Source organism: uncultured Limnohabitans sp. (genome assembly GCF_937889215.1).
Lineage (GTDB): Bacteria > Pseudomonadota > Gammaproteobacteria > Burkholderiales > Burkholderiaceae_C > Limnohabitans_A.
In genome coordinates, this window is the sequence record NZ_CALBEX010000079.1 from 1 (window position 1) to 4,698 (window position 4,698).

Below are 4,698 nucleotides of genomic sequence, written 5' to 3' on the forward strand. Positions count from 1 at the left end.
CCGACCAATTGGCCGTCACACAAAGCTTGTGCAGCCTGCGTGATGGCAGCCTGGGAGGCACTCAGGATCATGGCGGTCTTTAAAACGCTTCGATGCCAAGCAAGGCCGCCGCTTGCAAGGCAGTGGCGCGAACGGCCTCAGGGCTGGCACCGGTGATGTTCAGATGCCCCATCTTGCGGCCGGGTCGGGCCGACAACTTGCCGTAAAGGTGCAAATGCGTGCCGGGCAACGCCAGCACCTGAGCCCAGGCGGGGCTGGTCGGGCCTTTGCCTGTGGGCGTGACTTCGGGCCACAGATCGCCCAGCAGGTTGAGCATGATGGCCGGGGAATGCTGACGCGGCTGGGTGAGCGGCAAACCCGCCAGCGTGCGCACCTGCAGCTCGAACTGCGACTGGTCACAGGCGTTCATGGTGTAGTGGCCGCTGTTGTGCGGGCGCGGGGCCATTTCGTTCACGACCAGCTGGCCGCCTTCGAGCAGAAAAAACTCCACGCACAGCACGCCCACGTAATTCAAACCTTCGGCAATCGCGCGGGTCGCGGCCACAGCTTGCGCAGCCTCATCGGCTGGCACGGCACCTTCGTAAACGCTGGTCACGGCCAAAATGCCGTCGCGGTGCAGGTTCAGTTGCACCGGAAAATTCACCATCTGCCCATCGGCCCCACGCGCCACGATGACCGAGCACTCGGCCTGCAGCGGCAGCATTTTTTCGAGCACGCAGGGCACGTTTTTCAGCTCAGCCCAAGCCGCCGCCAATGCTTCGCGGGTCTTCACGCGGATCTGGCCCTTGCCGTCGTAGCCCATGCGCGAGGTCTTCAAGATGCCGGGCAGCAAATCATCGCCCACAGCCGCCAACTGCGCGGCGGTCTCGATCACGGCATGCGGCGCGACCGGCACACCGCAGCGCACAAAGTGGGCCTTCTCTGCGGCGCGGTCTTGCGCAATGGCCACCGACTCGGCAGCCGGGGCCACAGGGCGGTGCGCGCCCAGGGTCATGAGCGCCGGTGCAGGCACGTTTTCAAATTCGGTGGTGATGGCCGCGCAGCGCTGCATCAGCTGGGCCAAGCCCTGCTCATCCAGGTAATCGGTCTGGATGTGGTGGTGACTCACCAGCCCAGCAGGGCTGGCGGCGTCGGGGTCGAGCACGGCCGTGAAGTAGCCCATGGCCTGTGCCGCGTGCACGAACATGCGGCCCAATTGCCCGCCGCCCATCACGCCCAAAGTGGCGGGCTGGCCATTGACCATGGCCCCTGGCAACACGGCGCGGCTCATGCGGCCCCCACGGGTGGAAGGGTCATGGCCCGCGCAGCAGCGGTCTGCTCGGCACGGAAAGCTTCGAGCTTTTGGCGCAGTGCGGGGTCGTGGTTGGCCAGCATGGCCACCGCAAACAAGGCCGCATTGGCCGCACCAGCGGCACCAATCGCAAAGGTGGCGACCGGCACGCCTTTGGGCATTTGCACAATGCTGTGCAGCGAATCCACACCCGACAGCGCCTTGGTCTGCACCGGCACACCCAGCACCGGCACAACGGTTTTGGCCGCGATCATGCCCGGCAAATGCGCTGCGCCGCCCGCGCCTGCGATGATGGCCTGCAGGCCCCGCTCGGCCGCGCTTTGTGCATAAGCAAACATATCGTCCGGCATTCTGTGGGCCGAAACCACGCGGGCGTCGTGAGGGATGCCAAACTGTTGGAGAATCTGGACTGCGTGCTGCATGGTGTCCCAGTCGGAGCTGGAACCCATGACGACGCCGATGAGCGCTTGAGTCATTGGGTGCTTTTCGTGATCAATGTCGAATTTTAAGGTTTCGCTCCGCTCGGAGCCGAAACACAACCCGGAACACTGCCCGCCATGATGGACGTCACGATACAAAATTTTGAAGCAGAGGTGATTGAAGCCTCCATGAGCACGCCTGTGCTGGTGGACTTTTGGGCCCCATGGTGCGGCCCCTGCAAGTCGCTGGGCCCCGTGCTCGAAAAAGTCGAAACCGCTTACGAAGGTCGCTTCAAGCTGGTCAAGATCGACTCCGACCAGGAACAGCAACTGGCCCAGGCCTTTGGCATCAAAAGTATTCCAACCTGCGTGTTGCTGATGAACGGCCAGCCGGTTGACGGCTTCATGGGCGCTTTGCCCGAAGGCCAGGTCAAGCAGTTCCTGGACAAGCACCTGCCCCCTGAAGGCGCGCTGCAAGCCCAAGCCATCGCCGAAGCAGCACAGCAGCACCTGCAAGCGGGCGACGAGCAAAGTGCCCGCGCCGCTTTGGAACAGGCCCTGGCCACCGACCCCGGCAACGACGATGCCCGCTTTGATTTGATCAAGCTGGTGATCGGCCACGGCGAGCTGGCCGAAGCCTCGGCCTTGCTGGCCCCAACCTTGGCGCGCTTTCCTGTGCCCTTGCGTTTTGAAGCCCAAGCCCAATGGATTCAGGCCCTTGAATTTGTCACCACCGACCCGCGTGGCGATTGGGAGTTGGCCCAATTTGACGAGCACATTGCCCAAAATAAGCGCGACTTCGACACCCGCTTTGCCAAAAGTCGCCTGCTGATTGCAGCAGGCCAGTGGGAACTGGCCATGGACGAACTGCTGGAAATCATCATGCGCGACAAAACTTGGGACAACGAAGCGCCTCGCAAAACCTACATCGCCTTGCTGGAACTGATGACCCCGCCCAAAACCTCGGCACAAGACGCGACCGGCAAATCGGCAGGTGGCATTGAGTTGATGGGCAAAGCCGCGCTGCAAGAAGACCCGCTGTTGGCCATGATTTCCAGCTACCGGCGCAAGCTGAGCATGGCGCTCAACTGAAACCCCACGGCGCACCCATGGCCCGATGCTTCATGCGACAGGCTGTCGTTTGAATGGATGGCATGTCGCTTTGCAGGTCGGCGGCTTCAGCCCCAACGTGAGGCTGTGCCAGGGCCCTGAACGTTGGACCTGAACGTCAGACCTGAATGTGCCAACCTGCAAAGGCCGTGGCTTTTTCACGACTGCGGTGCCAACAGGCTCAGCGGGTGGCGCCCGCTTGGCGCTCAATGTCCATGCGCATTTTTTGCAGCAAGCCCAAGCCCATGAGCATCTCGCCCACCACGAACATCGGCCCCACCAACAGGCCCACCACATCGTCCACGAAAGCGGGTTTGCGGCCCTCGAAATAGTGGCCAATGAACTGCAACACCCAGCCCATGAAGAACAGGCCCAAGCCCGCCTGCCAAACCGCAAGCCCCAAGGCTTGCGCCAGAGGCGGCACCTCATGGGCGGCCGCGATCAGCACGCCATTGACCACCGATGTGGCCACACCCAGCAAGGCGTTGCTCCGGGTCAGGTACCAAAGGCTGGTGATGCCCCACAGGGCCCAGGCCAGCGTCAAGGTGTATCCCGCCACAAGCCAGGTCGGGCCCAACAGCAACACGCCGATGGCCAAAATGATCAATGGGATGCCCACCAAGTGGGTGGCGATGTTGCGGCGATCGCGGTGGTAGTGGGCGTAACGCACCATCAAGGGAGTGGCAGGGCGAAAAAGCGTCATTCGTACCTCGGGTCAGGGCGCACAAAGCACCCAATGTAATACTTGTCGTTACAGACATTTACCGGTTTTGGCCCGGTAGGCGGGGCCTGTCACAGCGTTTTCGGGTGGATGCACCCTAGAATTGAACCATTACTTTTGAACTCATTTTGAACCATGTCGCGCGCCGAGCCCCTGATCACCCCTGAAGAGCTGCAATGCCTGCTCGGCGGTGCGCCTGTGCGCACGGACGCATCCACCCGCAGCCAACTGGCCAACCTGGCATCCACCCATTTTGGCGCGGCGATTTGGCTGGTCAAGGGTGTTTTCCTGTATGCCGTGCTCATGAGCCCCGAAGCCGCCGACTGGATGGGCAACAGCCGCTACCTTTGGATGCGCGGCAGCTTGGAGATGGTTTGCCTGGTCACGTTCTGGGCCGCCTGCCTGCACCCGCGTGGCCGTCTGGTCGCCAGCGCCAGCTTGTTGGTGGCCGGCACCACTTTGCTGCTGGATACCATGACACTTTTGGCCTTCGCAGGCTGAATCCGCTTGCCTCAAGTCAAAGGCGCTGCCATGCAGCGCCTTTTTTTTGTTCGTTTGGTGTTCGCAGTGCGCTGAGGCTCACGCCATCAGCTTCTTCATCGCCTCTTCGTACTTGGCTGCTGTTTTCTCGATCACCTCTTGCGGCAAACGCGGCGCTGGCGGGGTTTTGTCCCAAGGTTTGCCGTTGATCTGGGCGGTTTCCAACCAGTCGCGCAAGAACTGCTTGTCGTAGCTGGGCGGATTGACGCCTTGCACAAAGCTGTGTTCATAAGAGTCTGTGGGCCAATAACGCGATGAATCGGGCGTCAGCACCTCGTCCATCAGCACCAAGGTGCCATCGGCGTCCAGGCCAAACTCAAACTTGGTGTCGGCAATGATGATGCCCTTGGCGACTGCGATGTCACGCGCTGCTTTGTAGAGCTGGATGCTGATGTCCCGGATGCGGGTAGCCAGGTCGACGCCGATCATGGCCACGGTTTGCTCGAAGGTGATGTTTTCGTCGTGCTCGCCCACCGCCGCTTTGGCTGCGGGCGTGTAAATGGGCTCGGGCAAGCGGCTGGCGTTCTTCAGACCTGCGGGCAGCTGCACACCGCACACGGCCTGGTTGTCTTGATACTCCTTCCAGCCGCTGCCGGCCAGATAACCGCGCACCACGG

Annotated in this window: 6 protein-coding genes; 2 read left to right on the forward strand and 4 right to left on the reverse strand. The window is 61.9% G+C overall.

Annotation, left to right across the window (positions count from 1 at the left end):
* Positions 1-79: 79 nt before the first annotated feature.
* Complete coding sequence (locus tag Q0341_RS01790; RefSeq protein WP_299510133.1) at positions 80-1,270, reverse strand: 5-(carboxyamino)imidazole ribonucleotide synthase; 1,191 nt, start codon at positions 1,268-1,270, stop codon at positions 80-82.
* Positions 1,267-1,767 (reverse strand): 5-(carboxyamino)imidazole ribonucleotide mutase, encoded by a 501-nt coding sequence (gene purE / locus Q0341_RS01795; RefSeq protein WP_299510135.1) that lies wholly within the window; start codon positions 1,765-1,767, stop codon positions 1,267-1,269. Before purE ends, Q0341_RS01790 begins: the two co-directional genes overlap by 4 nt.
* 81 nt (positions 1,768-1,848) lie before the next feature.
* Between purE and trxA the strand changes: the two genes are divergently transcribed.
* Positions 1,849-2,802 carry a thioredoxin gene (trxA, locus tag Q0341_RS01800; protein WP_299510137.1) on the forward strand — a complete coding sequence of 318 codons (954 nt, stop codon included), beginning with the start codon at positions 1,849-1,851 and terminating at the stop codon, positions 2,800-2,802.
* Between the two features lie 199 nt (positions 2,803-3,001).
* Here the strand turns inward: trxA and Q0341_RS01805 are convergent, their stop codons facing one another.
* Positions 3,002-3,523 (reverse strand): Mpo1-like protein, encoded by a 522-nt coding sequence (locus tag Q0341_RS01805; protein ID WP_299510139.1) that lies wholly within the window; start codon positions 3,521-3,523, stop codon positions 3,002-3,004.
* Positions 3,524-3,676: 153 nt separating this feature from the next.
* Between Q0341_RS01805 and Q0341_RS01810 the strand changes: the two genes are divergently transcribed.
* Positions 3,677-4,042 (forward strand): hypothetical protein, encoded by a 366-nt coding sequence (locus tag Q0341_RS01810; RefSeq protein ID WP_299510141.1) that lies wholly within the window; start codon positions 3,677-3,679, stop codon positions 4,040-4,042.
* A gap of 78 nt (positions 4,043-4,120) precedes the next feature.
* On the opposite strand, the gene Q0341_RS01815 is transcribed toward Q0341_RS01810, so the two are convergent.
* Positions 4,121-4,698: phosphoribosylaminoimidazolesuccinocarboxamide synthase (locus tag Q0341_RS01815; RefSeq protein WP_299510143.1), on the reverse strand; the 578-nt coding region annotated here is incomplete at its 5' end.